Genomic DNA, 24,692 nt, shown 5'->3' with positions numbered 1-24,692 from the left:
CAAAGTGGGAAAGTTCCTGTCTTTCACCACTTTTCGGGAATTTGGAAAACTACTTCACCGCATAGGTAGACGAACGTAGACGTCTGACGTAGATTTAAGACGTCCCTAGACGTCCCTTGGAGGAATCATGGCGAACGAACGACTTCGCGAGGCGCTCCTGCGCAACGGCCTCGACATTTCCGACGTCGCCGATCGTGTTGGCGTGGACTCGAAGACCGTCGAGCGCTGGATCACCAAGGGGCGCGCGCCGTATCCGCGCCATCGGCACGCTATCGCGGCGCTCGTTCGGGAGACCGAGAACTACCTGTGGCCGGACGCCGTGTCGTCAGAACGACGAGCGGAAGTCAGCAAGTCCGAGGTGATCACGGTATTTCCCCACCGCAACGACATCCCTTCGGACCTGTGGCGGCGGCTGCTGGCCTCCGCGACGGAGCGGCTGGACATCCTCGTGCTCGCAGGACTGTTCCTCGCGGAGGAGCCCGAGTTCACCAAGGCCGTCCGGAAACACACCCGCGAAGGATTGAAAGTGCGGATGATCTTCGGTCGGCCGACCGCACCCGAAGCCGACAAGCGCAGCGCCGAGGAACGCCTGGCGACAGGAACCGTTGGCGCACGAATCAACAACGCGCTGGCGTTGGTACGGCCCCTCGGCGATATCGACGGCGTCGAACTGCGCTATCACGACACAACCCTGTACAACTCGATCTTTCGATTCGACGACGAGATGATCGTCAACATGCACACCTACGGCCTCCCCGGCGCGCACAACCCGGCGATGCATATCCGCCAACTGCCCGCCGGCGACCTCTTCGATACGTACATGACTAGTTTTGAGCATGTGTGGGCCACGGCGACGGAGGACGACGGCAATGGGACGAACCGACTACTTCCATGACCCGGCAGCACCGCAGCCGAACGCCATCAAGGTGGCGGTCAGCGCGGTGGTGCTAGACGACTCGGGCCGAATATTGATGATCCGGCGAACAGACAACGATCGGTACGCGATTCCTGGTGGAGGCCTCGAAGCGGGCGAGACCGTCAGCGAGGCCGTTGCCCGTGAAGTCCTCGAGGAGACCGGAATCGAGGTGAGTGTCACCGACCTCGTTGGGGTCTTCTCCAACCCCGGGCACGTCATCGCATACGACGACGGCGAGGTCCGGCAGGAGTTCTCGATCTGCTTTCGTGCCAATCCGGTCGGGGGTTCGCTCCGCACCAGCTCGGAGTCGAAGGAAGTCCTATGGGTCACCCCGCAAGACATCTCGTCTCTGAACGTCCACCCGTCAATCGCTCTCCGAATCGAGCGTGGGCTCGAACAGACCGACGGCCCGTTCTTTACGTAGTGACCGGTCGCAACGACTCGGTTCGCGCTACCGCCCCCAGCAGTTCCGGCGCGGCCTCGGTCACAGACTTTGTGACGACATGGTCGGGTCCGTACCGCTCGCATACCTCCTCCAGCCGTCGACGAGCGTCCGTCGTTCCGCCTGTTGGCGTCGTGGTCATATCCGCCCACCACAGGGCGTCTCGCAGCGCGGTGCGCTCGTCCGGCCACTCCAGACGAACGTGGCGGTATCGAGCCTCTACGTGTGCGCAGGAGTGGTTAGCGACCAGCGCACACAACCGCGGCGGCGCGCCTTGCGCCGTGAGGAACTCCGCACCATCGACCGGATGGAACCCGGTAGCGGCAATCTGCGGCCCATATCCGACGTCGTGCAACCACGCCGCCGCGATAAGTAGTTCCGGGTCGTCAACCGCATCAGCGATCCGCTCCGCTTGGCGTGCGACGCCCTCGACGTGCTTCAGTCGCCGGGGCAACTCACAAAGCTGTTCGCGGGCGACCCGCTCGGCCCACGTGACCAGATCGTCAGTCATGCTTGTCACGGTATCGCCCCAGGAAGTCGTGTGCACAGGGCTCGAAATCGGGGTACCGCTGGCCACAGCGAGACAACAAAATGTGCACCTAGAAACTTTGCCCATTCGCTCCCCCATAGCCAGCCTTTACGCAGGTCAGCACAGCGTCAACGCCTCAGAAACTTCTAATACTGCAACGGCACTCGTGGGTCAATCGAGAGGGTGGCCTCGGCGGCGATAGTGAGACAGCCGGGCTTGATACTGGCGGCGGCGCCGCCATCTCGACCACAACCAGATGTGATCGGCCCTATGTTGCGGGGTCAGTACGAACGCGACCAACAGACGGCGGATCTCGGGTACCGTGAGAGCGATCATGTCCGCGTCGAGATCGCTGGTTCCCCCTTTGCAGCAAGGGTTTTCGACGCGGCCAACCACGCAAGGGCGAGCATCGACAAAGTGATGTGCGCATACCAGGCCCGCCAGCTGCGGACCTGGTAGTGATCGAGTCCTGCCTCACCCTTGGCCTGCTGGAATGCCTCTTCCACGTGCCAGCGTGATCCCGCGGTCCAGGCCAGATCGACCAACCTGGCGGTAGCGGGGCCGTAGCAGAGGTAGTAGGCGATCTCGTGCTCGCCTTTGCTGTTGGGCGTCAACGCCCGCCGTGCCAGCAGCCAGTGCCCGCGCCCGGTCTTCCAGGTGCCCTCGATCTGGCGTCGCGCCCAGTGGTATTCACGCGGCCCGTGCGCGCCGGCGCCGACCGAGAACCGCTGCCAGGTGCGGTCACCGAACTCCGCTACGAGGTCCTCGGCGCGCGCGAGCCGGTCGGCGCGGGTGCTCACCTGCTGGTCACGGCGGGTGGCCAGCACATAGAACACGTCGTGGTCCTCGCACCAGTCCCGCAAGTAGCCGGCTTGGCCGTAGGCTTCGTCGGCGGTGAACCAGGAGAACGGCACCTTCGCGGCCAGCGCGCGTTCGAGCATGAGGATCATCTGCCGGGGCTTGGTCGCGAACTCGACCTCGTCGGGAATCGCAGCGCCGCGACAGCGCTCCCGATCGGTGGTCCAGGACTCGGGCAGATACAGCTCCCGATCGATCAGGGCATGCCCGTGCCGCGACGCGTACGCCAAGAACACCCCGATCTGGCAGTTCTCCGTCCGACCGGCCGTGCCGGAGTACTGGCGTTGCACCCCGGCGGATTTGGTGCCCTTCTTCAGGAAACCGGTCTCGTCACCGGCGAGCACAGCATCGGGGTCGCCGAGGTGTTCGACCACATAGTCGCGCACGTCATCACGCACGGCCTCGACGTCCCAGTCGGCCTTGCGTAACAGCCGCTGCATCCCGTCCGGACAGCCCTCACCAGCACGTTCGGCCAACGTCCAGCCATTCTTGCGCTCCAGCCCGGCCAGCAGCCCCGACACGTATTCCCGCGCCCGCTCCCGCGGCTCCGACCGCGCGAACCGGCCACCGATCCGCGACATCAACGAATCCAACTCGGCCACAACACGATCCAACACCACGCACCAGATCTACCAGCAACGACTCACACAGATGCCGTTGCAGTACTAATCCCTAGGTCGCAGGTTCGATTCCTGCCGGGGGCGCAACCCTCCACCTGCATTTTCGCAGGTGGAGGGTTAGTTTTAGCGTCGCAGGTTCGATCCCTATTGGAACCGTGACTTCGTTCAACCCTTTCGCCGCAAACGCGCAGGTTGAACTACTTCCGGCCACGAACCGTCAGCACACACGAACCGGGAAACCGGGTCGACACGGGATTTCAGCACGGCTCTATATCGCCACGATCCTGCAGCCAACTCAACAGCGCGGCCACCGCCTTGGCCTGCGCAGCAGCGATACGTTCACCTTCCGCACCACCGACGTACCGAACATCGAAGGACGCCGTGATTCCGCCGCACACCGCGTCTATCGCCTGCACCACGCGATCCGATCCGACAACCGCCTGTTCATGGTCTCCACCCGCAGCGCCAGCCGAGCTCCGGCATGCCAGTACGTCCGACTCCGAAGTCACCGGCTCGGTGGGATCGACCTGTTTGTCGCCAGCCACGCCCCACATTCTCGACCCGTTCACACTCCAGCTCAGGCAGCCACGCGGGTGGAGGCCGTCCATGGACTCAGTCAGCGTCGGACTGGGCGGCAACCGAACGGTACCGGCGACAGCCCGCCATAAACGGTGCGCGTGGCAGATACGCAGGAGTACGCAGGCATCGTCTGCGGCACGCGGTGACGCAACCCACATAGTGGCAGACCATTGCCTCCCGTAGCCTCCCTGGCTATGAGCACTCCTGGGGGGAGCGGCGGAGCGTCGCTATCTGTTGTACCCACTGAAGTCCAAGCCGTCGGCCGCTACGTCTACGGCATCGCTGAAGCGCTGCGTACTGCCCTCGCTTCCGCCAACACTGAGGTCGACACCCTATTGGCTGGCGGCTGGCGCGGCGACCTAGCCACCTTGTTCAGCACCGGCTGGACCGAAACACACGACGGCGGCACCTCCATCATCACCGCGCTCACCGACATGGCCAACAAACTCGGCATTACCGCAGAGAACTATCAACAGCAAGACACCAACAACGCATACTCACTGAACATGTCCAGCCTCGATCTCCCGGGCCTGTGATGTCGGAATTCTCGGTCAACATGGACCAACTCGACCAGATCGTGGCCCGAATCGCCGGTCTCGCAGGCTACGTGGCCGACCACCTCGACGACATCGACGATCAGGTCGCGACCCTCAAAGGTGGCAGCTGGGAAGGCATCGCGGCCGACGCGTACCACATAGCCCACGCCCAATGGGTTACCGGCGCAAGAGAATTCGCCGATGGTCTGCGCGATATGAGCACTGCCGCCAAATCAGCCCATACCCGCTATGGCAATGCCGCCGACATCAACAAGAAGATGCTGGGAAGCGCCTAGTGACGTGGATCATCGACACCGGCATGTACTACGACGCCGGCAACAAATGCCACGCCCTGGCCAACGACCTCAGCCTTGCGCTAGGTCCACTCAACGCCGCGCTGCAACACCAGTGCGGCGGCATGGCCGGAAACCACGAATCATGCAATAACTGGATCACCACCTACGACAACCACGCCAACGAAATCGTTACTCTTGCCGCGACATTGGCGAACGCACTGCTTCGTTATGGCGACGTCTTGCAAGCGAATGGCTACAACTGGTGGCACTCCAACCGCACCGCAGCGAGCGGTTCGGAACCCACCAAACCCACCGCGTCCGAACCGCTCTACGACTCCGGCATGGCATTGCCGGTTAGCTCGCGCGGCGACAATGGTCCAGGGTTGGACGAGGGCGTAGTAGTCGGACTCCTGGAGCGAGTCGGACGAATCCCCAACGGTGACAAGGACAAACTCGGCATAGCCCGCGACGCGTGGAAAACCTTCGCCGAACACGCCACGGTCACCGGAGCCGCGACCAGAATCAGCGGGATCAAAGCCAAGTTCGATGACAACACCGACCCCAACATCATCGCTATCGACGAAAAGCTTGCCACCCTTGAACAGGCGGCGAAACTACTCGCAGATGCCGCCAAGGGCATGGTCACGCCGCTGACCGAACACAATGACGCGCTCTCGACCATGCGCGAGGACATCGGCAAGCAAGTCGCTGCCGCTGCGGTCGAGATCGGCGCAGCCATCGTGTTAACCGCGGTGATCGTCGGCGTCGCGGCTTTCCTGACCGCCGGCGTCGGTGCCGCAGCCGCCGGTGCGGGCGGGGCCGCTGTCACAATCGAGATCGTGGAATCCACGGCGGTGATCATCAAGAACACCGTCACAGTGAGCCGTATGGTTACGGCCGTCGGCGCGGTCATCGCCATCGGAGTGGCTGGCGGCGGCTTCACCGCCATCCCTGATCTCACCCAGGCTGGACTAAGTGCGGCGGTGGGTGCGATCGCAGGCATGGCGGTGTACATCGCAGCCGACGAGGCAGCCGACGACGAGCCGGTCTGGGACAGCACGGAGGAACGGGCACGGAACCCCGCGCAGGATAAAATCCTGACCGACAAAGATATTAGGGAACTAAAATCTCGCGGTCACGACCCACATGACGTAAAACCGGAGCCGCCGTCGCGATACGATCTTTACAAAGATGGAAAGGGAAACGTGTACATTAAGCCAAAAGGCGGAAAAGGACCAGGCGACCCGACGGGGATCAGATTGCAATGACATTTGAGAAGCTCGCCGGAGTAACAGTTTCTCTACGATTGACCGGTACTTTCGAGCCAGATGAGGTGACTGCAGCGCTGGGTCTTACGCCGTCCGATCAATGGCGGACCGGGCAACAGGGAGCCGCCCCCAAACTACGTAGAAGTTCCGATGGTTGGGTTCTTCGGCTACCGACCGGCGTCGGATCGGTTGGCGAGCAGATAGACCGGGCTGTACGACAGCTTGCGCAGGTCAGTCCGCAGTTGCGGAATATTCTCTCAGAGCAGGGGATGTCCGGCTGTCTGACCGTTGCGGTGGACGCCCCCGCGGGCTGTTGGCCTGAAATCACCTTGTCGGCTGCGACACTCGCGTTTCTAGCGCCTTCAGGACTTTCGCTGGATATCGATGTCATTTAGGAGCAATTAATGATCGATGAGCAAAATGACCAAACTCCGGTTATTCGTACTGAAGTAGTCGGAATTGGCGAACATGATGTCGATGAAACCAATTTCCGTCGGATCGACGTGAATTGGAGTCTGGAGGACGCGGTCGACGCGTTCCTCGACGAATTGAGTACTGCCAGGTCGGTGACGACGTCCTACGACTCCGGCGGTGAAATTTTGGTAGATGCCGCGTTAGCAGGCAGAAGCTTTCCTTCGATGTACTTCGATCGTCGGCTCCTGAACCGCCTTGCCTCAACCGGAATGTCGCTGCAGATCAAAACCGGGCCGCGCACAACAACATAGGCCATCGTGCGAATCCCCCTTACCTTGTCCGCGGGTCTGAGACCAGGCCCACGCTCGCCGGTCCCGGTATGACTACTTCCCCCAGTCGAACGCACGAACCGGGGTGGTGTCGTCGGGTATCGGTGGCGTCGACGGACCGCTAATGGGGACAGGGCCGCAATCGAGGTCCCTTCGTAACGTGGGGGGCCGGGCGTTGACGCCAGATCCGGCGACCGTTTCGACCAGCGTTTTCGAACCTGACGAGGAAACAGCAAGTGACACAGGCATACGCCGTGCTCTGCGGCATCGATGTCGGCAAAGGCGAGCACCACGCAGTCGGTCTCGATCCGAACGGCAAACGACTCTTCGACCAGGCGTTTCCCAACGACGAAGCCCGGTGATGTACCTCGGCGTCGGCGACCTTGTCGGCGAGCAGCCGCCGCGGCCACCGGATCGGTGGGATCGGCCTGTTTGTCGCCAGCCACGACCGACATCTGGACCAGTTCATGTTCCAGCCCAGGGCCGCCACGCGGGTGGAGGCCGTCCAATGCCCCAGTCAGAGTCGGGCCGAAAACATGGATCCAGACGAGCACCGTTCGGAACTCCTCGACGAGAGTGAGGGGCTCCAGGTCATGCCTTTGCAGGCGTATGCCATCCGCGCGGTCGTCCACCCTCATTTGTGGCCAACATTCGATCGACTACCTGGCAGCTGTGGAGAACCTCTGCGTGCACCTCGGAGGAGCGCCGTGGGAACATCGCCACCGAGTACGTGATCATGACTACCGTTGCCCGAGTTCACATCACATCTGTTATCCAGGCCGAATGCCACCGAATGTGTCGGATCGAGCCGGAACCCGTGTAAGTCTTGAGTATGGCGCACACCGACCCGATCTCGACTGTCCAGATGGAGGTTCTCACTTGGGTCGCCGCAGGGTGCTCTGACGGCGCGATGGTCGGCCACAGCTACAAGCACAGCGCGAGGGCCTTGGAGTGGCGTCGCCTACTTCGGGTGTCGACGAAGGGCGGCATCTGGCACGCAGAACTCACCGATGCGGGTCGCCACTATCTCGAACACGGTCAGTACCCGCAGGGACACTGGGACAGCAAACGCAAGGCGCGCGTACGTCGACCACCGGTCGTGCGCCAGGATCGCCCGCACAGGCGTCTGCGCGCCGATACCGACACTCCGGATCAGCGCAATGCCGGAAGCGTCGAGCACGATCCCGTGCCCGATACGAAGAACACCAATAGTTTCCGCTCACTTTCCACCACGCCCGCGACGAACGGACCCCGAGCAGCCGAAGAAAAGCGAAAGCCTCGACCACGACCACGACCAGTCGACAACTTCATCGCCGAAATTATCGAAGCCGGTGGAACACTGCTGGTCCAGCAAACGGCCGATAGCCCCAACTACCACAACCTGATCCGCTCTGCGCTGCGGTTCGGGAAGGTACCCCAGGGCAAGCTCCTCGTCACTGGGCAGGTTCACGAAACCAGAGAACAGGTCATCAAACTGATCGATGAGCCTGACCCGATCATCGTGCCAGCACGTCGCTCGTTGACCCATCCGGCGGCAATTCGCCTGCGCGATGACGAAAAGAGCCTGCTGATCACACCGTCGGTCCGTGTCTGGGCGCTCGGCCTACTCGACGTTCTCGCCACTGCACTCACGGCAAGAGGTGGCGTTGTCTCGGCGGTGCCCGGACACGATCCCCGTGGCAATTACCAGCGACGAAACACCGCACCGGAAGTGTTGAGGGTCAAGATCGGCCGACACGCTTTCGGAATCCAATTGGTCGAGCCGACCGAGAAGGTATCCCACGACGCGACGCCCACTGAACTTGCCCGCGCGGCAAGGGATTCCACGTACGCACTCGCCAAATACGATGTCGTTCCCAGTGGCCGGGTCACTCTGACGATCCTTCACGGCATTTCCTGCCTCGAATCCTCGTGGACCTACAGCGACGACGAGGACGTGGTCGACCTAGCCCGGATGGTATTGGAGTTGGAACTACGTGCCGCCGACGCCGAGGCGAAGCAGCTTGCTGACGAGAGCGCAGCGGCCGAACGCCGCCGCAGGTGGGAAACCGCTAGGGCAACAGCCGAATCAGCGTTCGCTGACGCCTATCGCGGCAAAGTCTTTCGGGAACAGGCCAAGCGTTGGCGCGGGCTCAACGAGCTTGACGAATACCTGGCAGCGATGCGATCCCACGTCGCCGCCATCGAGGATGACCACCACAGGCAAGACGCGGCACGCTGGCTCGAGTGGGCGTCGAACTACAGCAAGGAATTGAACCCACTACACAGCGAGCTTGGCATGCCGACCATTCCCAAGCCGAGTGCCGATGATCTGAAGCCCTATCTCAATGGTTGGAGCTACTACGGCCCAGACCACTCATCGCGGTGGTGATGGCCACGTCACCACCACCGCGGGGCACGAACCTTTACGTACCTGACCGGCATCTCCCATGGGGACTTCGGACGTTCGATCTCGGGCCGCACATTGGTCGGTGTGATCCGCTCAGTCTCATGCTCCCGCTCGATTACCTCGGCCAGGCTGTGGTTGTGGTCCTGCAATGCCTCAATCAGCCGCCGCACGATGCGCTCGAGCCGAAGCACCTCGGCTTCTGCGGCAGTGACCCGCTCGTAGACGCTCACCGCTCGGTGGCCGCACAACTGTCGTAATAGCTCGTGCAGTGGCCGCTCACGTTCGACGTACCACTTGTACTCCCACTCCGGACTCGATGTCCGCTCGCCCGACCCGTCATAGGCCTGAAACCGTCGCCCACTGATACACAGGTCACGCGCTTTCTCCTCAGCCTCCATCACCCAATCCAGAATCACTGCGGGGTGACGTAGACATGCCAACTCGGCGACTAGGAGCGAGCCTGCCGGTGACAGCACCCACGTGCCGTCGAGGTCGAATGCCGCTATGGAAGACGTGATTTCCTCGAGCGAGGTGCCAACTACCTTCTCGAAGCCGCCCCGGTCATAGACCTCGGTCACCTCCTTGACCTGGCGCCCGCAGCATATTGCGATCTCTTCCGGTATCAGGAGTTCGAAAACCAAGTCGATCGCCGACTCCTCAACCTCGCTGATATCGCCCTCGGCCGCGAGTCGACTCCAATTCCTCATGAATTCGTCGTACTGGCCCACAGTGCGCCAGTGGCCGTGGAGCCGACCCGAGGGTGTGTTCTCCCGCTGCCCGGACTTCTCGCCGTCGAGGAACTCGACCTCGACCCGAACGCTGCGCGGACGCTTGTCAATGGCCATGACCCGCACACGTTCCGACGATGCGAAGTCGTGCCGACGGTAGATCCATTCCTGACCTACGTCGGCCTGCATCGGCACGGCACGGCGGTCGTCGCTGGCTGACTGAGACGTCATGGCCGAAGGGTGACACACCGTTCGGGATCAGGTTGCCGGATTGATTAATCCACCAATCTGTCGCCGGTGGGGCCATCTTCACGCGGAGGGACATACGCCTCGCGCAGCCGCTAATCGGCATGTGCCACTACGAGACCCGCTCAGCCGCAGCGGTCAGAGACAAGAACTTCGCAGGTCTCGCGGTGGGTAGCCAGCCGTTCTCGGCGGTATCGGCGGACGGGAACCGGGGGGAACCAGACTATGGTCAATCCGCGCCAACACCTGTACACGCGGGGCCAACGACGCCGCTTGATTTTCTACGTTCCGCCTGCGGTGTCGTGGTCAGATGTCTGCTTCGGCGATGAATTGGGCAACTCGCTGTGAGAGTCGGATCTCGGTGTGGACACCCATGACCTGCGATTCGCGCGTTGCGTGCTCGACTACTTGCTTCATGGCCGCAGCAATGGTGTGGTCGTCAGTGTCGGCGAATAGCGCGCGCCGCATCGGTTCGGACCGGACAAACTCATCCAAAATCGGTTCAGTGCGGTCGCCGAAGAATCCGGCGAAGCTGGCGTAGTACTCGTAGCCGAGATGATCCGACGGCTGTGTGGCGATGATCAGGCACCACAGCATGTCGAACTGGCACAGTGAGTCCAACAGCTCGTCGGCCCGACCGACCTCGATTGAGGCGTCAGGACAGTCCGTTCGAAGTTCAGGGTGGTCGAGCATGTGGCTGCGGCACAACGCCAGCAGATTGCCTCCGGTACCGGGGCGGCCGTGGTCGTCAGCGCGCATCAGGCCGTTGCGGCTGGCTTGGACCTGGCCGTGGCGCAACCAGGTCAGGTACTTGTAGGACGTTTCCTGAAGTATCGGTCGTCGGACCAGCGAAGGTATCCACTCCCAGTGGGATTCGCGTACCAGGTTGCTGCCGATGATAAAGACGCGCACGAGCACCGCGAGTAGGTAGCGGTTCTTAACGTCGGGAGCCAGGTAGGCGTCACGCCCGCCCAATCCGCCGACGTTCGTGTATAGGCTAGCGAGGATGCCAATCGCCTGCTCGTAGACCTCGTCGTGACGAAAATCGTCCGCACTCAAAGCGATCAGACACAATTGGTCCAGGGCCTTCTCGCCTGAGGAACTGGGTGTAGGCCTCGCAGATCTCTGCACGACGGTGAGGAATCGACGGATGCAGGTCACTCCGGCTGCGCCGGCCTCGAAGTTCTGCCCAACCGCGGTCGACAGCGTCGCGAGGTCCATCTCCGGCTGCAGCGGGACGGTAACAGGTCCGCCGGAGCCCTGATTCCGGACGGCGTCGAGAATCTGCTGCAGCAGGCCGTTGGTGTACGCGGAGGCCTCCCGGGTTATGCGCTCGCGGTAGCGAACGAGCGCATCCTCCCACTGCGAATACGACATCGGTGTGTTCATCGAGCCCTGGCGGGTCAGGATCTGTCCCTCGTAGAACACCGGGTTCCGGTTCTGCCCATCCCGTTTGGGAAGCACGCCGTGCTTGCCCATCACCACCGGCAGGCCTGCGGTGTCGTCGGGGCGGATATGGATCACCGCGACGAGCCAGCCACTCACCTCGTGGACCGCACTGGTGATGTGGATCGGACCGTCGATATAGTCGCGCACCTTCTGTGTCAGCGTCGCTGAGTCGAACTGTCCCCGTGTGATCGGGTCGGCATCAGTGGCCAGGTCACCGTTGTCCTTGGCTCCGACGACGATGTAGCCCCCGCGTGGCAGATTCGCCATGGCTGCACAGTCTTTGGCCAGTTCGATCGAGTGCTTGCTGCCTCTCGACAGGTCCAGGTAGGACTTGTAATCGAGCTCGCGGTCCTCGGTGCCGTTCTGGAGTAGCTCTACTACCTTCTCGTAGTCGGTACGGCCATCCACCGTGATCAACGTTCCAAGCTCCTCGGTCGTTGTTGTCGTCTTGCGCGGCGATGCTGTCGTCACCACGGAATGCATCGGTGGATAGTCCCGCCGCGCTACGTCGCCGGAACGCAGAAGCCCCGGCCGGTGCCCCAACTGCGCCCAACACCGCCAGTAGGCGCTTCTCCCAGATCGGAGACTCTCGTTCCCTCCCACGTGTTCCAACATCGCCCAAGCTGAGAAGCACGGCATGGCGAGAATGCCGGCGAGTCCTAGTGCCAGGGCGGGCTGACCTCCCTGCCTTGGTGACTCAGTTCTTCAGCTGGATAAGGTCCATGTAACCGCTGCCACCGGGGTTCGATCGAGGCAGGGTGCGAGCAGGTTTCGGTCGCATCACAGCAGGTAAGCACGCCCACGCCCCGACAACTTGCGCCCCGTCAAGCGCCGTCTCATGTCAGGATCGCCTCGAGGCCGCTGGTCCTTCACCGCCACCGTGCGTGACACCGCCAGCCCGAAGGAGAGCAGAATGGAACCCCGCAGCGCAGCTGCCGTCGGCCGGGACTTCCCATATACCGCGAAGACGCTGTGCTATATCGAAGTAGCCAAGGACGGAGTGGTGTCCCACGGCGTTGATGCCGGCACTTACGAGCGGGCTCGCGGCGGAGAGTCCCGGCTATTCGCCGTATGGCCGGGCTCCTGGCGAAGCGACCTGTTCGTCATCGACGACCTAGCCGAGTATGCCCGCGCACATGGAACCTTTCACGACCAACAACGCACGGGGCTCGCTGACCACGAGCATGCCGTCCGCTGGACGCTGGACCCGAGCGAGAAGAAGCCAATGGGCAACTACATCACTGTCCGGGTCTATCTGGACTGCGGATGTGCGCTCAATGACCTCGACGCGTTCGCCAAGCAGATGCGCGCCCAGCAAGGATGGGACATCGCTACAACTGGCGGTTGGGGCGGGAGTACCACGTCAGGAACCTACATGCGCGTGCGCCGCAAGAGTTTGGGCTCCTGACCGGCCCTGTGCGCCGAGCATGAGCAGACGGTCCGGTACATGACATGACGTGACGTGACGAGTCGGTTCTGGTCGACGCCACAGGGCACTGATCAGGCAGAACAGCGCCATGCGGCAGGGTTAGGGCACGCCCGGCAAAGAGCCGATCCCGCCCCAAAGCGGGTTCGAATCCTGCCGTAGGCGCATCAAGGATGGGAATAGGCCCCTAGTCCGACAGACTGACCACCATCGTCAGATCCGATACGAACCCGCGATGACCAGGCGCTTTCCGGTTGCCCATGTTTTGCGTGCCCTGCCGGGGGCGCAAAGCGGCCCTGACCTGCATGAACATAGGTCAGGGCCGCCACGGTTTCCGAGCACAGCGAGCTACCGGCCAGGAACTCTCGCATCAGCTGGGACGACGTCACGGAAGTGTCCAGAACACTCTCGTCACCAGGTAGAAGAACATCGCGGCGAACGTCAGAAAACCCACCGACCAGGCGAGTCCGACCACGTCGGTGCGGGGATCGCGGCGTGGGCCCGGTCGCATCCAGAATCCCAGCGCACGGGTGACGACCGGCATCACCACCCAGGTCAGCAGGCTGACCGACAGGATGTTCCCGACCAGCAAACTGATCCACAGCTGCGCGCCCGGCCAGATCTCGGCGATGGCCACGGTGAGAATCACCACCGTCGGATACAGCCCTACCAGGACCGACAGTGCCGTCTTCCACGACGCGGGACCACCTTCCACGCCGGTTTCGCTCGGCGGAAACCACGACCCGTAGGGGTTGGCGATTCGGTGAACCTCGAAGTCCCTGAAGTCCGGCGCTTCGGCGAGCAGCGCCTTGCGCTGGGGCGATTCGAGCCAGCGGTCGAGATGCTCGGCCGAGGCGAAGGAATAGATGATCGTCCAGTCGTTCTGAACACCGGGAATCGGCCGATGCAGCCCGGACCCACGAAAGCCCCGAAATGTCCGCTCGGCCTCGGTCATGCGGTCCTGCCAGGCGATGAATTCCGTCTCACGTTCGGCCGCAACGGGGTGCGAAACGACGACGGTCACTACCTCGTCGTCCGGCTCATCGACCAGAACATGCTGCGTCGCAGGCCGCTCGAAGAGCCCGGTGCCGCTCGCGAGGAGTTCGTCTCGCGTCTCGCTGGCGAGCCAGCGCTTCAGGTCGACGATGTCGTCGAACCGATAAACGACCGACCAGTCGGATCGAGCGTCACCCGGTGGTGTCACCTCGGCGCCGAGGAACCCCGGGAACGTCGCCGCAGCGTCGTTCACCTGCGCCTGCCACCGCCGGAACTCGACCTCGCGGCCGACTAGAGGCTGTTGAGTGATGACCACCGTCGCCGGGGCGGGTCTCGGCGGCACAGCTTTCGAAGCCGACATGTCAGTACGGGTGCTTATCGGGTTTTTCGGCCCAGGTCTTGTACGCTTCGGCGCCAAGATCCCTGCGGAACTGTTCGATTCTCACGGACCGCTCGGGCAGCGGTCTTGTGAAGTCCTCGTATTGATACGCGTCGTCGAAGCCGATTTCGCTGGTGTCCGCCAGATCGCTCGCGAAATGCACGGCATCCAGTCGCGCCCAATAGATTGCGCTCATACACATGGGACAGGGAGCGCCGCTGATGAATATTTCCATCCCCATCAACATTTTCGCGCGTTCCGGCACCTTGTCGGCAGAACCCTCTGGTCGCGGGACCAATTCGAGCGTTGCCTCGTTCTGGTGCTCTTTGGAAATGCTCGGAGCCGCACCGTTGAGGACCTGGGTCGCCTTGCGGATGGTCTCTATCTCGGCGTGCGCGGTGGCGTCACCGGTGAGTAGCACCCGATTCTGTCCCCGCGCGACGATCACCCCGTCCTTCGCGATGACCGCGCCGAACGGTCCGCCCCAATCGTTGTCGACAGACTCTTTCGCCAGTCTGCATGCCTCTTCCATGAGTTGATCCGGTGTCATCGGAAATACACCTCGCAGTGTGGGTCGGACGTGCTTCATGGACACACGGAGTGTTCTCCCTGTGCCGCACCTGACAGCTTTTCGATGCCGTCGCGGCCACGACCACACGCGCAATTCGGCCTCCGCCGCCCATTGAATCTACCTCCGGCCCGACCCGTGCGGAATAGCGTGCGGAGTGGCCGCGACATTCCGATGACTCACCCTTGCCGGATGAGCCGCGCCCACTGCCGGCCTGTGAATCTGAGCATCATTCACAGACCAGGAGAATCCGATGAAACTCAGAACATCTGTGGAATCGCATCGATCGCGGTGGTGGGGCTGATGACCGCGGCGCGGGGTGCCGTCGCGACCCTCGAAGCGGTAGCGGTTCCGTTGCAGGGCAACGACACCGAGATCCAGATCACAACCTGCGCCGAGGATTCGAATGTCGTCACGGCCGAACCCCGCCGAGCCCTCGGTGACACCATCGCGGCCGCGCTCGAGGGTGAGGGCATCGACAAGTCGCGGATCACGGTGACGTCCGACGCGAATCCCGCCGACCCGGCGGTCGATGCCGACGAGGCCACGATCACGGTGGTCAACCAAGAGCGGGTTGCCCGCACCGTCGCACATACCCTGTGACCTGCGCTGATGTCGGTCACAGCGGTGCGATGCCGGGATGGTGGACGGAGCCGGGTAATCTTTCGCCCCATGTGGATCATCCTTGCCATCTCCGTGGTCAGCTCGGTCGCCATCGCGATCTTGTTCGCGACGGGCTTCCCCAAGGACTGAGCATGGCCCGATAGCCCCGCGTGCGGCGAGCATCAGCGATCCGAGCCGTTCTCGTCCTGATTCGTGGCGATCGGCCTAGAGTTGACTGATTGTGCGGGGCGATGTGGCGGGGGATGGAGGGCTTGCTTTCGCGGTGCGGCGTCGTCGCAAGCCTGGGGCTATCCGGGTGTACTGGACGCTGGCGCGGGCGGGATTCAAGCGGCAGGCGCAATACAAGCTGGCGATGTTCGCCGGGCTGTTCACCAACTGTGTGTTCGGGTTCGTTCGCGCGGCCGTGATGGTCGCGGCGGTGCGTTCCGCCGGTGATTTCGGCGGGTATGACGAGGGAACCATCGGCGCCTATGTGTGGTTGTCGCAGGCACTGCTGGGCGCCACCCAGTTCATGGGACCGCAGATCGACCTCGTCGACCGGATCAAGTCCGGTGACGTGGCGATCGATTTCCTGCGCCCGATCGACGTGCAACTCGGCTACCTGGCTACCGATATGGGTCGCGCCGCCTGCACGATCCTGCCGCGCGGAGTACCGAGCATCGCCATCGGCGCCGCCACCTTCGGCTTGTCGATGCCGAGCTCACCGGTGTCCTATCTGCTCGGTCTGATCAGTGTGCTGCTCGCGGTGGCGTTGTCGTTTCTGTGTCTGTTCGCGGTGGCGCTGATCGGGTTCTGGGTGGTCGAGATCCGCGGCATTCGGGTGCTGTATCAGATCGTCGGAACTTTTCTGGCCGGTCTCTTCGTCCCGGTGCACATGTTCCCCGACTGGCTGCGTGTCGTCGCCATGTCTACGCCGTTTCCCTCCATCCTGCAGGCCCCGATCGATACGCTGTCAGGGCGGGCCGCTGGGTCGGACGCCCTGATCATCGTTGCGGTACAAGGCTTCTGGGTGCTGGTGATCGGACTGCTCGGCAGGGTGTTGCTGCGAGCGGGACAACGCAGGCTGGAGGTACAGGGTGGCTGAACCGGATTCCGCGCGCATCCTGGCCGGGACCTGGTTCACTCCCTATCTCGCAGTATTGCGTTCGCGTGTGAAAGCACAGCAGGTGTACCGGCTTTCGTTCGCCACCGAGGTGTTCAGCGCCTTCCTGATCGGCCTGGTCGAGTTCGGCGAGGTGTGGGTGATCTTCCACAATGTCGGCACACTCGGCGGTCTCGATGTCGACGCGGCGCTGCTGCTGTTCGGGTTGTCCAACACCTCGTTCGCGCTGGCCCAGGTCGCGGTCGGACATCTGGATTCGCTGCCGTCGATGATCCGCATGGGCACCCTCGACGCCTATCACCTTCGCCCACAGCCGTTGCTGTCGCAGCTGGTGACCAGTGACATCTCGTTACGCCGACTCGCGCGGGCCGCGGTCGCGGTGATCGTGCTAGGGATCGGGCTGTGGCGCAACGATATCGACTGGGGCATCGCCGGAGTTACCTTGATCGTGATCACCCTGATCAGTGGAATCGCGCTGTTCTGTGGCCTTTTCGTATGCGCGGCCGGACTACAGTTCTTCCTGATCGACGGTGCCGAGCTCACCAACAGCTTCACCTACGGCGGTTCGTTCGCCGCGATGCAGCCGGCCTCGGTGTTCCCGACACCGCTGAAACTGTTGTTCGGGTTCGCGATTCCCGTCGCGTTCACGGCGTACGTGCCGACCATCGCACTACTCGGACTGCCGGGGCCAGCTCTGCTGCCCGCGTGGTCGGCGTGGCTCACACCACTCGCGGCGGCGTGGGTGTGGCTGCTCGCATCGGCGGCATGGCGGATCGGTACGAGGCACTATCAGGGAGGAGGGGGATAGATGTTGGACGAGCACGAGAACTCCGAACCGATCATCGACATCGATGACCTCACCCGGCAATTCACCGTCTACCGCAAGAACGGCAGCCGCTGGCGCCGACATCGCGACACCATCACCGCCGTCGACCGGATGAGTTTCCGGGTCGAACGCGGCGCTGCGGTCGGCTATATCGGTGCCAACGGCGCGGGCAAGTCGACGACCATCAAGATGCTCACCGGCATCCTGGTACCGACCACCGGCACTGTGCGCACCTGCGGCCTGGAGCCGGTGCGCCAGCGAAAGGAACTCGCCTCGCGCATCGGCGTCGTGTTCGGGCAGCGTTCGCAACTGTGGTGGGATCTGCCGCTGCACGAATCGTTTTCGATCCTGGCGGCGATCCATCGCCTCGACCCCGATATCGCCGACAAGCGGACGCACGAACTGGTGGAGCAGCTGGAAATGGCCGACACCCTCGACACCCCGGTGCGCCAGCTCTCGCTCGGTCAGCGTATGCGCGCGGAAGTTGCGGCCGCACTGTTGCATTCGCCCGAGCTGGTGATCCTGGACGAGCCGACGATCGGCCTCGACGTGCTGTCGAAGCAGCGATTACGTGAGTTCCTGCGCGCCGAACGCATCGAGCGGGGCACCACTCTGCTGCTCACCACCCACGATATGGGCGATATCGAACGGCTCTGCGATCGGGTGCTCGTCGTCGATTACGGCCGGCTGGTGTACGACGGTTCACTGACCGGGCTCGGCGCCACCGTCGGCGCGCGCCGGGTGCTGGTGGTCGACCTGGCCGCTCCCACCCCGGATCTCGACGATCTGCCGTGCGGAGCGCAATTGCTGTCCAGCGAGGCGGGCGGCATGCGCCAGCGCCTGGCCTTCGACGCCGAGAAGACCACCGCGGCGGCGTTACTCGCGGCGGTGTCGGACCGGGCGCAGGTGCGCGATCTGTCGATCGAGGAACCCGATATCGAGGACGTGGTCCGCCGGATCTACGAGTCGACCCGCTGAATTCAGCTCGACCCGTCCGGGGCTCCCGCGTACATGCTCACCTCGCCGCCCTCCCCGAGGAAGGCGTTGACCAGCATGATCCGCTGCGCGCGCAGTTCCTCGTCGTCGGGAGCTCCGGTGGTGATCGATATCTGCGGGATGGCGGCCCAGTTCACGACGTAGCGCTCGGGTGGGCCGTCGTCATCGGACAGGCGCGCGAGCCGGAACACCGACACCGCGCGACGTTCCATGAGTCCGCGCACGACATCGGCGATGCGCTCTGGCGATTCCAGTGCGAACAGGAACCCGAAGGTCAGCTCTGGGGAGGACACGTAGGCGGGCACAATTGTCGAGGTTAGTGCATTCGGCGCCGAAATGATTGCCAGAAATGTGCCACCGCGGTGACCGGGGAGTGCTCACGGGGAGACCTGGCCGTAATGGTGGATAACAATTTCCGCCGACCGCTGGGTTTGCACACCATACTATTGCGCGCCGCGGCCGGATCGCGCTTTCCTGAAAGGGTCCCGATTTTCCCCGGGCCGTCTTCTCCACCCGCAGCGTCGCGGACATTTGTCGACGTCCGGGCGGGGCTACGCCGGTGCCGGGGAGTGCACGCCCAAACCTCCTCCTCGGCTCTGGCGTATCCATGCACGCATGCGTTATCAGGGGCAGCCACCATGCCGATCGATCACGGCCATCGTCTGGATGCCGCACAACTGCCGACTCCCTCGGCACTGTTGCGGGCTTTTCTGGAAACCGACCACTCCGACCCGACGCGACACCGGGTGCTCGACGCCGCCAGCGGGCTCGCGAGCTGCCACGACCGTCGGCGCAGAGTCCTCGAGCAAGCACGCGACCCCGCCGCGTCGAGCAGCACAGGCGCGGCGTGCGGGCGCCTCGTCGACGACATCGACAACGACCGCAACACGCTGATCGCCCGCATCGACGACTGGGTCGCTACCCACGTCGCACACCGCGACGGCGCCTCGCTGCACACCGAGACCCTCGGCGCGGTGATCGACCGGATGGCCGCGAAATGGATTGCCGCCCAGCAGGCCATGGCCGGACCGGCACCAACGACGACGACACCACGGCAGCGGGAGGCTCGCACCCATCTGCAGTGGTGTCGTCTTGCCGAATTGACCGACGGCTACCGGGATCTGATCACCGATGTCACCGAACACCGCAGGCGGTTGCCGGTGTGGTGAACCTTCAGGCCTTGTCGCCCGGCTCGGCGAACACGCGCGCCGCACCGAGATCGTCATCGGCCGCAGCGTCGAGGTCGACCGTCTCGGTCTCGACGACCCGCTCCTTCGCGAACTCGGCCTCGGCCCGGTCCTGCGCCGCATCGCGACGAGCAGCAGCCGCGGCTTCTCTCATCTCGATCGCATCGGTGACGAACTCACCGATCTCCCGGGCAACCTCGGCGACGGTTCCGGTGATCAGGGTGGCGATCTTGCCGACCCGCTGGGCACCGGAGAACGTCAGTTCCTGGACCAGATCTTTATTGCTTTCGAATTTGCCGACCATTACACGCCCACTTCGGTTGCCTTCCGATTACGCATAACGATAACACCGGGCCCGGTCGCCCTCTTCACGAAACGATCGGGCACCGAGAGCAGGAAGATCTTGGCCCAGACCGAACCGATCTGCTTGGAGAAACGACCGGTGTTGTAGGGCAGGCCGTACTTCTCGGCCAGCGCCTTCACCTCGGGCGCGATCTCCGGGTACCGGTTCGCCGGGATATCGGGGAACAGGTGGTGCTCGATCTGGTGGGACAGGTTGCCCGACATGATGTGGAACAGTCGCGAGCCCTTGATGTTGGCCGAGCCGAGCATCTGACGCACGTACCACTCACCGCGCGTCTCGACCTCGGTCTCGTCCTTGGAGAACGTCTGTACACCCGACGGGAAGTGACCGCAGAAGATGATCGAGTAGGTCCACACGTTGCGCACCAGGTTGGCCGCGACGTTGCCTGCCAGGGTGTGCAGGAACAGCGGACCGGTCAGCGCCGGGAACATCACGTAGTCCTTGAGGACCTGCTTGCCCGCCTTCTTACCCTGCCCCTTGAGCAACGGCTTGAGGTCGGACCACTTGCGCTTGCCCTTGACGATGTTCTCGATCTCGAGGTCGTGGAGCATCACGCCCCACTCGAAGAACGTCATCAGCAGGAAGGCGTAGATCGGGTTGCCCAGGTAGTAGGGGTTCCACTTCTGCGCGGGGTCGATCCGCAGGATGCCGTAACCGATGTCGCGGTCCATGTCGACGATGTTGGTGTAGGTGTGGTGCATGTAGTTGTGCGAGTGCTTCCACTGGTCGGCCGGGCAGACCGTGTCCCAGTCGAATTCGCGGGAGTTGATGCCGCGCTCACGCATCCAGTCGTACTGGCCGTGCATGACGTTGTGGCCGATCTCCATGTTGTCGAGGATCTTCGACACCCCGAGCGCGGCGACACCGGCCAGCCAGAACGGCGGCAGGAAGCCCAGGTACATCAGACCGCGGCCGGCGATCTCGAAGCCACGCTGGGTCTTGATGATGTTGTAGATGTAGTCACGGTCGCGTTCGCCGAGGTCGTCGACGACGCGGGCGCGGATCGCGTCGAGCGCGGCGCCCAGCTCTTCGACCTGCTCCGGACTCAGGATGACCGGGCCGTCTTTGCCTTCGGTGAGGATCGTCATGGCTGTATCTCCCCTTGCAGTGGTCGGTGTGATCTAGAGGGCGATGTCGACGTCGCCGACAGGAGCGTTGATGCAGATCTGGATCTGCTTGTCGGGATCGGCGTTGAGCTCACCGGTACGGAGGTCGCGAGTGCAGCCGGAAAGCTTGGTCGCGGTGCAGGTGAAGCAGATCCCCATCCGGCAGCCGTGCAGCGGCGTCAGGCCCGCGGCTTCGGCCTGTTCTAGCAGCGATGCTCCGGTGTTGTCGGCGGCGACGTCGCTGTCGGAGAAGGTGATGGTGCCGGTGGCCTCGGACGGATCGGCCGGGATCGTGGTGAGCGTGAATTCCTCGCTGAGCACCCGATCTTCGAGGCCCTCAGCCGCGAAGATCGTCTGCACGGCCCGCATCAGCGGCGGCGGCCCGCAGACGAAGGTCTGCGCGTCGGCGAACCAGGGCGCGACCCGCTCGAGCTCGTCGTAGTCGAAGAATCCACTGCCGGTAGAGGTTTCACCGTCGATCACGGTGCCCGGCTCGACCGGGTAGCGGTATTCGACGCGGAAGTTGGCGCGGCGCTGCGCGATCGAGGACAGTTCGGCCCGATGCGGCACCATCTCGGGCTGACGGGCGTAGTGCAGGAAAGTGACCTGCCCGGTGTAACCCTCGGCGTCGAGGGTCCGCAGCATCGACAGTACCGGCGTGATGCCGCTGCCGCCGCTGACCAGCAGTACCTTGCCGGGCCGCTGCTCGGGTAGGTGGAACACACCGGAGGCGGGCGCCAGGTCGACGACCATGCCGGGCTTGGCGTTGGCGTGCAGGTAGTTCGACACCAGCCCGCCCGGGTGAGCCTTGACGGTGAGCTGCAGGAACCGGTCGCCTCGGCTCTCCGGGTCGATCGGCGAGTAGCAGCGGGTGTGGCGCACACCGTTGATCGAGACACCGATCTGCACGTACTGACCGGCGGCGTGGCCGCGCCACTGACGTGAGGCGCGCAGGGTGAGCGTCACCGAGCCGGGCACCGCGTGCGAGACGTGGGTGACCTCGGCGCGCAGCTCCCGCGCGGTGAGCCCAGGGCGGACGAGCTCCAGGTACCGGTCCAGCGGGTGCGGCGTGGTCAACGTCTGCACCAGATCGATCAGTCCCACCATGTCGTGTTGCCCCTTTTGCGCGGTACGGAGAAGTCGTCGACGTTCGCCCCGAATTTCAGTGCACGTCTGTACACTCACCAGTGTGCCCGATGACCCCGGGCCGCTGTCAACCGGCAATAATGTGAGGCGGACAACATAATGACGAAGGCCGCTATGGTGAACGGATGTATGCTCACCGATGTGACTGAGCAGGCGGGAACCCGCAACGAGCGCAAAGCGCATACCCGCGCGGCCCTCCTCGACGGCACCCTGACCTTGGCCTCGGAGCGCGGATTCGCGGCGTTGAGCCTGCGTGAGATCGCCCGTTCGGCCGGCATCGTGCCAACCGCCTTCTACCGCCACTTCGCCTCGCTCGACGACCTCGGCGCGACGATCGTCGACGAGGGCGTCACCGCACTGCGCTTGGCGTTGCGCGAGGTCAGGCGCAAGCCGGACGCCCATCTGGCCGATACGGTCCGCTTCGTCTTCGAGCAGGTGCGCCTCAGACGCGCACTGTTCGGTTTCCTCATTCGCGAGCGTCACGGTGGGCCTGCCCCGCTGCGTCAGGCGATCGCGATGGAGATGCAGCTGATCGTGCGCGAGATCGTCGCCGATCTGTCCCGCCTGCGTGCACTGGATTCATGGAGCACCACCGAGCTGGAGATCGCCGCGGATCTGCTCGTCACCACCGTTACCGACGGTATTGCCGCGTTCGTCGCGTCCACTCCCCGTGAGGAATCGGCGATCGTGGAACGCACCGTGATGCAGATGCGGCTGATCGCTTTGGGTATCGCGGGCTGGGCGCCGCCCGCCTCTCCGCGACTTTGAGCCAGACCTGGGCGCGGGGAGAGTTGCCGTGGGCGGCCAGACCATGGTTTCGGCTCGGTTAGCCCGTACCCGGTGAGTTACCCATGTACTTCCGAGATCAGTCGGCGACAGAAATCCAGAGTACAAGTGTTCACGATCAACGAACGCGCACTCTTCAGTGACACCTCATCACGCGAATTCACGCTGTGCGCGAGGGCGAACGCACCGGGAGTAGTACCAGCAGACCCACGGCCAGGACGACCAGCAGCCCGGCGATTCCGGCGCGATCACTGCCGAAGACCCACACGAACAGGCCGAACAGGGCGGGTGCGAGGAACGACACCGCCCGCCCAGTAGTGGTGTAGAGCCCGAAGAGCTGACCCTCCCGTCCCGGCGGTGCGAGCCGCGCCAGGAACGATCGCGCCGAGGCCTGTGCGGGACCGACGAACACGGTGAGCGCCAGCCCGAAGATCCAGAACATCGCCGAGCCCGACACCAACAGCAGCGCAACACCACAGGCGAGCATCCCGGCCAGCGACACCACGATCACCCGCTTGGGCCCGATCCGGTCGTCGAACCGTCCGGCCACCACCGCGGCTGCCCCCGCCACGACATTCGCGGCGATCCCGAACAGCAGCACATCGGCGTCGGCGAACCCGTACACCGTCACCGCGAGCACGCCGCCGAAGGTGAACACCCCCGCCAGACCGTCCCGGAACACCGCGCTGGCCAGCAGGAAATAGACCGTGTGCCGATCCTGACCCCACAGCACCCGCACATCGCGCCACAACACCCGGTAGGAACCGAGGAAGCCGACCTTCGCCGCGCCGGGGTCGGCACCGGTGCGTGGCATCTCCGGCACCGCGAACAGCACCGGCAGCGCGAACACGGTGAACCACAGCGCCGCGAGCACGATGACGAGCCGGACATTGAGGCCCTGATCGGTGGGCATCCCGAGCAGACCGCGGGTGTCACCGTCACCGGCGAGGAATCCCGCGTAGCAGATCAGCAGCAGCACGATGCCACCGAAATAGCCCATCGCCCAACCGAATCCGGAGACCCGGCCGACCGTGGCCGGGGTCGACACCTGCCGCATCATCGCGTTGTAGGGCACGCCGGCGAGCTCGAAGGTGGCCGAGGCGAACGCGAGCAGCGCCAGGCCGAGCCAGAGATCGTGGTAGTCGTCGCGGACGAAGAACATCAGCGACATCGCGCCGACCGTCAGCGCCGTCAAGGTTGCCAATGCCCGTTTCCGTGAGCCGACCGCGTCGAAGTACTGCCCGCAGACCGGCGCCGTCAGCGCGACGACCAGCCCTGCCCCCGCCAGCGCCCAACCCAGCCACGCACTCGCCGGCGTCGAGCCCGGCAGATCGTCGCCCACCTTGTCGGTGAGATACACCGAGAACACGAAGGTCAGCGTCACGGCCTGGAACGCCGACGACCCCCAGTCCCACAGCCCCCACGCCAGCACCTGCCCGCGCCCGGCCGCCTCGCCAACGGTTTCGGCCGCGTTCACCTCGGTCATAGGCCGAAGAGTAACGGCGATCAAACACTCCTGCCGCCCATAACGCGCACCCGTGTTTCCGCCGAAGAGTAGCGGCGATCAACCACCCCCGCCGCCCATAA

Annotated in this window: 27 protein-coding genes and 1 pseudogene; 16 read left to right on the top strand and 12 right to left on the bottom strand. The window is 63.7% G+C overall.

The genetic code is table 11. From position 1 onward, the window contains the following. Positions 1-127: 127 nt before the first annotated feature. Together ACTWPB_RS06775 and ACTWPB_RS06770 are read left to right on the top strand one after the other, a co-directional pair. Positions 128-895 carry a helix-turn-helix domain-containing protein gene (locus tag ACTWPB_RS06775; protein ID WP_446224827.1) on the top strand — a complete coding sequence of 256 codons (768 nt, stop codon included), beginning with the start codon at positions 128-130 and terminating at the stop codon, positions 893-895. Beyond that, the gene (locus ACTWPB_RS06770; RefSeq protein ID WP_446224826.1) at positions 870-1,340 is read left to right on the top strand and encodes an NUDIX hydrolase; all 471 of its coding nucleotides are present in this window, start codon (positions 870-872) and stop codon (positions 1,338-1,340) included. Before ACTWPB_RS06775 ends, ACTWPB_RS06770 begins: the two co-directional genes overlap by 26 nt. On the opposite strand, the gene ACTWPB_RS06765 is transcribed toward ACTWPB_RS06770, so the two are convergent. The 3 genes from ACTWPB_RS06765 to ACTWPB_RS06755 all read right to left on the bottom strand — a co-directional run bounded on the left by ACTWPB_RS06765 (position 1,333) and on the right by ACTWPB_RS06755 (position 3,910). Next, the gene (locus ACTWPB_RS06765) at positions 1,333-1,869 is read right to left on the bottom strand and encodes an HD domain-containing protein (protein ID WP_446224825.1); all 537 of its coding nucleotides are present in this window, start codon (positions 1,867-1,869) and stop codon (positions 1,333-1,335) included. The genes ACTWPB_RS06770 and ACTWPB_RS06765 overlap by 8 nt on opposite strands. 350 nt (positions 1,870-2,219) lie before the next feature. Further along, positions 2,220-3,365 carry an IS701 family transposase gene (locus tag ACTWPB_RS06760; RefSeq protein WP_446221242.1) on the bottom strand — a complete coding sequence of 382 codons (1,146 nt, stop codon included), beginning with the start codon at positions 3,363-3,365 and terminating at the stop codon, positions 2,220-2,222. Positions 3,366-3,622: 257 nt separating this feature from the next. Further along, a complete protein-coding gene (locus ACTWPB_RS06755) occupies positions 3,623-3,910 on the bottom strand; it encodes a hypothetical protein (RefSeq protein ID WP_446224824.1) in 288 nt (95 codons plus the stop codon). Positions 3,911-4,138: 228 nt separating this feature from the next. On the opposite strand from ACTWPB_RS06755, the gene ACTWPB_RS06750 reads away from it, so the two are divergent. The 7 genes and pseudogenes from ACTWPB_RS06750 (at position 4,139) to ACTWPB_RS06720 (ending at position 9,158) form a co-directional block, all read left to right on the top strand. After that, positions 4,139-4,480 (top strand): WXG100 family type VII secretion target, encoded by a 342-nt coding sequence (locus ACTWPB_RS06750; RefSeq protein ID WP_446224823.1) that lies wholly within the window; start codon positions 4,139-4,141, stop codon positions 4,478-4,480. Between the two features lie 20 nt (positions 4,481-4,500). Further along, positions 4,501-4,776, top strand: a complete 276-nt coding sequence (locus ACTWPB_RS06745) for a WXG100 family type VII secretion target (protein WP_446224822.1) — start codon at positions 4,501-4,503, stop codon at positions 4,774-4,776. After that, positions 4,776-6,044 carry a polymorphic toxin type 33 domain-containing protein gene (locus ACTWPB_RS06740; RefSeq protein ID WP_446224821.1) on the top strand — a complete coding sequence of 423 codons (1,269 nt, stop codon included), beginning with the start codon at positions 4,776-4,778 and terminating at the stop codon, positions 6,042-6,044. The genes ACTWPB_RS06745 and ACTWPB_RS06740 overlap by 1 nt, the downstream gene beginning before the upstream one ends. Then, on the top strand, positions 6,041-6,439 hold the full coding sequence (locus ACTWPB_RS06735; RefSeq protein ID WP_446224820.1) for a DUF4279 domain-containing protein: 399 nt from the start codon (positions 6,041-6,043) through the stop codon (positions 6,437-6,439). The genes ACTWPB_RS06740 and ACTWPB_RS06735 overlap by 4 nt, the downstream gene beginning before the upstream one ends. Positions 6,440-6,448: 9 nt before the next feature. Further along, positions 6,449-6,769: a hypothetical protein gene (locus ACTWPB_RS06730; RefSeq protein WP_446224819.1), complete on the top strand. Its 321-nt coding sequence runs from the start codon at positions 6,449-6,451 to the stop codon at positions 6,767-6,769. Between the two features lie 254 nt (positions 6,770-7,023). Then, positions 7,024-7,146: pseudogene (locus tag ACTWPB_RS06725) on the top strand (IS110 family transposase); the annotation flags it as partial. Positions 7,147-7,619: 473 nt separating this feature from the next. Continuing rightward, positions 7,620-9,158: a hypothetical protein gene (locus ACTWPB_RS06720; protein ID WP_446224818.1), complete on the top strand. Its 1,539-nt coding sequence runs from the start codon at positions 7,620-7,622 to the stop codon at positions 9,156-9,158. Positions 9,159-9,166: 8 nt separating this feature from the next. Here the strand turns inward: ACTWPB_RS06720 and ACTWPB_RS06715 are convergent, their stop codons facing one another. Continuing rightward, a complete protein-coding gene (locus ACTWPB_RS06715; RefSeq protein ID WP_446224817.1) occupies positions 9,167-10,135 on the bottom strand; it encodes a hypothetical protein in 969 nt (322 codons plus the stop codon). A gap of 321 nt (positions 10,136-10,456) precedes the next feature. After that, positions 10,457-12,082, bottom strand: coding sequence for an AlbA family DNA-binding domain-containing protein (locus ACTWPB_RS06710; protein ID WP_446224816.1), 1,626 nt, complete (start codon positions 12,080-12,082; stop codon positions 10,457-10,459). Positions 12,083-12,512: 430 nt separating this feature from the next. Between ACTWPB_RS06710 and ACTWPB_RS06705 the strand changes: the two genes are divergently transcribed. Next, positions 12,513-13,007, top strand: coding sequence for a hypothetical protein (locus tag ACTWPB_RS06705; RefSeq protein ID WP_446224815.1), 495 nt, complete (start codon positions 12,513-12,515; stop codon positions 13,005-13,007). Between the two features lie 403 nt (positions 13,008-13,410). Here the strand turns inward: ACTWPB_RS06705 and ACTWPB_RS06700 are convergent, their stop codons facing one another. Both ACTWPB_RS06700 and ACTWPB_RS06695 read right to left on the bottom strand, forming a co-directional pair. Further along, positions 13,411-14,382, bottom strand: a complete 972-nt coding sequence (locus tag ACTWPB_RS06700; protein ID WP_446224814.1) for an antibiotic biosynthesis monooxygenase — start codon at positions 14,380-14,382, stop codon at positions 13,411-13,413. Position 14,383: 1 nt separating this feature from the next. Beyond that, positions 14,384-14,950: a nucleoside deaminase gene (locus ACTWPB_RS06695; RefSeq protein ID WP_446224813.1), complete on the bottom strand. Its 567-nt coding sequence runs from the start codon at positions 14,948-14,950 to the stop codon at positions 14,384-14,386. Positions 14,951-15,271: 321 nt separating this feature from the next. On the opposite strand from ACTWPB_RS06695, the gene ACTWPB_RS06690 reads away from it, so the two are divergent. The 4 genes from ACTWPB_RS06690 to ACTWPB_RS06675 all read left to right on the top strand — a co-directional run bounded on the left by ACTWPB_RS06690 (position 15,272) and on the right by ACTWPB_RS06675 (position 18,498). Next, positions 15,272-15,571, top strand: coding sequence for a hypothetical protein (locus tag ACTWPB_RS06690; protein ID WP_446224812.1), 300 nt, complete (start codon positions 15,272-15,274; stop codon positions 15,569-15,571). A 316-nt stretch (positions 15,572-15,887) separates the two neighbouring features. Beyond that, positions 15,888-16,676, top strand: a complete 789-nt coding sequence (locus ACTWPB_RS06685; RefSeq protein WP_378918275.1) for an ABC transporter permease — start codon at positions 15,888-15,890, stop codon at positions 16,674-16,676. Beyond that, positions 16,669-17,502 (top strand): ABC transporter permease, encoded by an 834-nt coding sequence (locus ACTWPB_RS06680; protein WP_446224811.1) that lies wholly within the window; start codon positions 16,669-16,671, stop codon positions 17,500-17,502. Before ACTWPB_RS06685 ends, ACTWPB_RS06680 begins: the two co-directional genes overlap by 8 nt. After that, complete coding sequence (locus ACTWPB_RS06675) at positions 17,503-18,498, top strand: ABC transporter ATP-binding protein (protein ID WP_446224810.1); 996 nt, start codon at positions 17,503-17,505, stop codon at positions 18,496-18,498. It abuts the gene before it with no gap. 2 nt (positions 18,499-18,500) lie between these two features. Here the strand turns inward: ACTWPB_RS06675 and ACTWPB_RS06670 are convergent, their stop codons facing one another. Continuing rightward, entirely contained in the window at positions 18,501-18,821 is a 321-nt protein-coding gene (locus ACTWPB_RS06670; RefSeq protein ID WP_446224809.1) for a hypothetical protein, read from the bottom strand. Between the two features lie 333 nt (positions 18,822-19,154). Between ACTWPB_RS06670 and ACTWPB_RS06665 the strand changes: the two genes are divergently transcribed. Then, positions 19,155-19,685: a DUF4254 domain-containing protein gene (locus ACTWPB_RS06665; protein ID WP_446224808.1), complete on the top strand. Its 531-nt coding sequence runs from the start codon at positions 19,155-19,157 to the stop codon at positions 19,683-19,685. 4 nt (positions 19,686-19,689) lie between these two features. On the opposite strand, the gene ACTWPB_RS06660 is transcribed toward ACTWPB_RS06665, so the two are convergent. Genes ACTWPB_RS06660 through ACTWPB_RS06650 form a run of 3 tightly spaced genes read right to left on the bottom strand, consistent with a single transcriptional unit; the run spans position 19,690 to position 22,280 of the window. Beyond that, positions 19,690-20,007: a hypothetical protein gene (locus ACTWPB_RS06660; RefSeq protein WP_446224807.1), complete on the bottom strand. Its 318-nt coding sequence runs from the start codon at positions 20,005-20,007 to the stop codon at positions 19,690-19,692. Then, entirely contained in the window at positions 20,007-21,155 is a 1,149-nt protein-coding gene (locus tag ACTWPB_RS06655; RefSeq protein WP_446224806.1) for a fatty acid desaturase family protein, read from the bottom strand. The genes ACTWPB_RS06660 and ACTWPB_RS06655 overlap by 1 nt, the downstream gene beginning before the upstream one ends. 33 nt (positions 21,156-21,188) lie before the next feature. Beyond that, on the bottom strand, positions 21,189-22,280 hold the full coding sequence (locus ACTWPB_RS06650) for a ferredoxin reductase (RefSeq protein ID WP_446224805.1): 1,092 nt from the start codon (positions 22,278-22,280) through the stop codon (positions 21,189-21,191). Positions 22,281-22,433: 153 nt separating this feature from the next. Between ACTWPB_RS06650 and ACTWPB_RS06645 the strand changes: the two genes are divergently transcribed. Further along, complete coding sequence (locus ACTWPB_RS06645) at positions 22,434-23,087, top strand: TetR family transcriptional regulator (protein WP_446226253.1); 654 nt, start codon at positions 22,434-22,436, stop codon at positions 23,085-23,087. A 178-nt stretch (positions 23,088-23,265) separates the two neighbouring features. On the opposite strand, the gene ACTWPB_RS06640 is transcribed toward ACTWPB_RS06645, so the two are convergent. Further along, complete coding sequence (locus ACTWPB_RS06640; RefSeq protein ID WP_446224804.1) at positions 23,266-24,591, bottom strand: MFS transporter; 1,326 nt, start codon at positions 24,589-24,591, stop codon at positions 23,266-23,268. Between the last annotated feature and the right edge of the window lie 101 nt (positions 24,592-24,692).

This window comes from Nocardia sp. IBHARD005, assembly GCF_052814245.1.
This window is presented reverse-complemented; position numbering and strand designations above follow the sequence as displayed.

Excerpts from the sequence above, each read along its gene's own strand:
- ACTWPB_RS06645 (WP_446226253.1), top strand. The coding sequence starts at position 22,434 with ATGGTGAACGGATGTATGCTCACCGATGTGACTGAGCAGGCGGGAACC.
- ACTWPB_RS06655 (WP_446224806.1), bottom strand. The coding sequence starts at position 21,155 with ATGACGATCCTCACCGAAGGCAAAGACGGCCCGGTCATCCTGAGTCCG.
- ACTWPB_RS06730 (WP_446224819.1), top strand. The coding sequence starts at position 6,449 with ATGATCGATGAGCAAAATGACCAAACTCCGGTTATTCGTACTGAAGTA.
- ACTWPB_RS06705 (WP_446224815.1), top strand. The coding sequence starts at position 12,513 with ATGGAACCCCGCAGCGCAGCTGCCGTCGGCCGGGACTTCCCATATACC.
- ACTWPB_RS06665 (WP_446224808.1), top strand. The coding sequence starts at position 19,155 with ATGCCGATCGATCACGGCCATCGTCTGGATGCCGCACAACTGCCGACT.
- ACTWPB_RS06770 (WP_446224826.1), top strand. The coding sequence starts at position 870 with ATGGGACGAACCGACTACTTCCATGACCCGGCAGCACCGCAGCCGAAC.
- ACTWPB_RS06715 (WP_446224817.1), bottom strand. The coding sequence starts at position 10,135 with ATGACGTCTCAGTCAGCCAGCGACGACCGCCGTGCCGTGCCGATGCAG.
- ACTWPB_RS06675 (WP_446224810.1), top strand. The coding sequence starts at position 17,503 with ATGTTGGACGAGCACGAGAACTCCGAACCGATCATCGACATCGATGAC.
- ACTWPB_RS06775 (WP_446224827.1), top strand. The coding sequence starts at position 128 with ATGGCGAACGAACGACTTCGCGAGGCGCTCCTGCGCAACGGCCTCGAC.
- ACTWPB_RS06765 (WP_446224825.1), bottom strand. The coding sequence starts at position 1,869 with ATGACTGACGATCTGGTCACGTGGGCCGAGCGGGTCGCCCGCGAACAG.
- ACTWPB_RS06735 (WP_446224820.1), top strand. The coding sequence starts at position 6,041 with ATGACATTTGAGAAGCTCGCCGGAGTAACAGTTTCTCTACGATTGACC.
- ACTWPB_RS06695 (WP_446224813.1), bottom strand. The coding sequence starts at position 14,950 with ATGACACCGGATCAACTCATGGAAGAGGCATGCAGACTGGCGAAAGAG.
- ACTWPB_RS06720 (WP_446224818.1), top strand. The coding sequence starts at position 7,620 with ATGGCGCACACCGACCCGATCTCGACTGTCCAGATGGAGGTTCTCACT.
- ACTWPB_RS06660 (WP_446224807.1), bottom strand. The coding sequence starts at position 20,007 with ATGGTCGGCAAATTCGAAAGCAATAAAGATCTGGTCCAGGAACTGACG.
- ACTWPB_RS06750 (WP_446224823.1), top strand. The coding sequence starts at position 4,139 with ATGAGCACTCCTGGGGGGAGCGGCGGAGCGTCGCTATCTGTTGTACCC.
- ACTWPB_RS06745 (WP_446224822.1), top strand. The coding sequence starts at position 4,501 with ATGGACCAACTCGACCAGATCGTGGCCCGAATCGCCGGTCTCGCAGGC.
- ACTWPB_RS06640 (WP_446224804.1), bottom strand. The coding sequence starts at position 24,591 with ATGACCGAGGTGAACGCGGCCGAAACCGTTGGCGAGGCGGCCGGGCGC.
- ACTWPB_RS06690 (WP_446224812.1), top strand. The coding sequence starts at position 15,272 with ATGACCGCGGCGCGGGGTGCCGTCGCGACCCTCGAAGCGGTAGCGGTT.
- ACTWPB_RS06650 (WP_446224805.1), bottom strand. The coding sequence starts at position 22,280 with ATGGTGGGACTGATCGATCTGGTGCAGACGTTGACCACGCCGCACCCG.
- ACTWPB_RS06710 (WP_446224816.1), bottom strand. The coding sequence starts at position 12,082 with ATGCATTCCGTGGTGACGACAGCATCGCCGCGCAAGACGACAACAACG.
- ACTWPB_RS06700 (WP_446224814.1), bottom strand. The coding sequence starts at position 14,382 with ATGTCGGCTTCGAAAGCTGTGCCGCCGAGACCCGCCCCGGCGACGGTG.